The 2,606-nt window shown below is 64.2% G+C and carries 1 pseudogene; it reads right to left on the bottom strand.

The window, feature by feature from the left end:
- Window positions 1-2,516, bottom strand: a pseudogene (locus tag MSIMFI_RS27170) (condensation domain-containing protein); the annotation flags it as partial.
- Window positions 2,517-2,606: the final 90 nt, after the last annotated feature.

Here is a 2,606-nt window from a genome sequence, read left to right as displayed (position 1 = left end):
TTGTGGTGGCTAATAGCCACCCCCTTCGGGACACCCGTGGTGCCCGAGGTGTAAATGACGTAAGCAATATTGTCGGGGTCCGGGGCGGGCAGCCCTGCACTGGAATAGGTTTCCAGGACGGGGTCTTCGACATCGATGACGATCAAGTCATGCCCGGCCAGCCGGCCCGCCAGCGCGGCAGTGCTCAGCACCACCAACGGTGCGGCATCGTCGAGCATGAACGCGATCCGCGCCGACGGGTGCCCGGGATCGATCGGCAGATACGCCGCCCCCGTTTTGAGCACCGCCAAGATCGCGATGATCGCCTCCGCGGAGCGCTGCACCAACAACCCCACCACATCGCCGGCACCCACCCCGTAACCAACCAGCAAGTGCGCCAACCGATTCGAGGCCTCATCCAGCTCCCGATAGCTGTAGGACTGCCCCTCAAACACCAACGCAACCGCGTCCGGCGTACGCCCCACCTGAGCGGCAAACAACACCGGAACCGACACCGCAGCCGCCGCCGGGGCACTCAACGCGGCCTGGTTACCCCACACCTGCAAATCGGCGCGCTCGGCGGCATCGAGCACATCGATCGACGACAACCGCCGATCAGGATCGGCGGTCATCGCCACCAAAATCTTGCGCAACCGCCCCACCAGCGCCTCAATGCTGGCCGCGTCGAACACATCGGTGCGGTACTCCACCATCCCGCTGATCCCGTCGGGCGCACCAGTGTCGGTGAAGCGTTCAGCCAACGAAAACGACAAATCCATCCGCGCGGTGTGGGTATCCACCGACATCGGGGTGGCCTCCAGACCATCAGACATCATCCCGGCGCCAAGATCGTTGTGCTGACCAGCGAAGTTCTGCCAGGCCAACATCACCTGAATCAAAGGATGATGGGTCATGCTCCGGACCGGGTTGAGCCGATCCACCACCATCTCAAAGGGCACATCTTGATGCTCCAACGCGGCCAGACTGCGCGCGCGCACCTGGGCCAGCAATTCAGCAAAACTCACATCGCCATCGACCTGCACCCGCAACACCAACGTATTGACGAAAAAGCCCACCACCTCATCCAGCGCCGACTCACCACGACCCGCCACCGCAAAACCCACCGCCACATCACTGGTGGCAGCCATCATCGACAACAACGCACTCAACGCGGCCTGCACCACCATGAAACTGGTCGCATCATGGGCCCGAGCCACCCGTGCCACCTGCTCATGCAGCTGCGCCGACCACTGCACCACAACCCGCGCACCGCGATGATCAGCCACCGCCGGGTAGGGCCGATCGGTGGGCAACTCAAGACGTTCCGGCATGCCTGCCAACGCGCTAACCCAATAGCCCAACTGAGCACTAGCAGCGCTCTCGCTATCGGCGAGTTCACCCAAATAGGAGCGCTGCCACAACGTGTAATCGACGTACTGCACCGCCAACGGCACCCAACTCGGGGCCCGGCCGACACACCGGCTGGCATAAGCCACCCCCAGATCCGAGGTCAACGGGCCCAACGACCAGCCATCCGCGGCGATATGGTGCACCACCAGCACCAGCACATGCTCCTGCTCAGCCACCCGCAACAGCTGGGCCCGCAGCGGGATCTCGCCCGCCAAATCGAAACAGTGCCGCGCCTGCTGCTCGATCGCCTCCTGCAACTGCGGCCCCGACCAACCCCGAGCATCGACGATCTGCCAACCGAAATCCGCCCGCTCCACCGGCACGATCACCTGCTGAGCTATCCCATCGACAGCCACAAACACCGTGCGCAAACTCTCATGACGACCCACCACATCGGCCACCGCCGCGCCCAACGCATCACCATCAAGGCGCCCACGCAACCGCAACGCCCCCGCTAGGTTGTAGATCGGCGAGGGACCCGCAAGCTGATCCAAAAACCACAACCGGGACTGGGCAAACGACAACGGAATCACCGCGGGCCGATCCGCAGCCACCAACGGCACACGCCCACCCGAACCCGCACCGACACACGACGCCAACCCAGCCACCGTGGGCGCCTCAAACAACACCCGCACCGAAATCGCAGTATCGAGCGACGCGCTGATCGCGGCGATCACCCGCATCGCCAAAATGCTGTCGCCACCCAAATCGAAGAACGAGTCCTCAGCCCCCACCCGCTCCAACCCCAACACCTGCGCAAAACTATCGGCCAGGATCTCTTCCACCAGCCCCGACGGCGCCCGATACCGATCGGCCCGCCCATACTCCGGCGCCGGCAACGCCCGCACATCAAGCTTGCCGTTAACCGTCAACGGCAACGCCTCCACCACCACCACCGCCGCGGGCACCATATACCCCGGCAACCGCTCCGCCAACTGGGCTCGAACCCCCACCACATCCACCGCACCGGTCACATACCCCACCAACCGCTTATCCCCCGCGCGATCCTCGCGGGCAACCACCACCGCCTGCCCCACCCCCTCCACCGCCGCCAACGCCGCACTGACCTCACCCAACTCAATCCGATACCCACGAATCTTGACCTGCTCATCCGCCCGACCCACATACACCATCGCGGTCATCGGGCAGCGCCAACACCCAAAACACGACATCGGGGTACGGCGCAACCAAACCAGCCAAACCAGCACAGCTCGGGC

Origin of the sequence: Mycobacterium simulans, from assembly GCF_900232995.1 — a bacterium.
Taxonomy (GTDB): Bacteria; Actinomycetota; Actinomycetes; order Mycobacteriales; family Mycobacteriaceae; genus Mycobacterium; species Mycobacterium simulans.
This window is presented reverse-complemented; position numbering and strand designations above follow the sequence as displayed.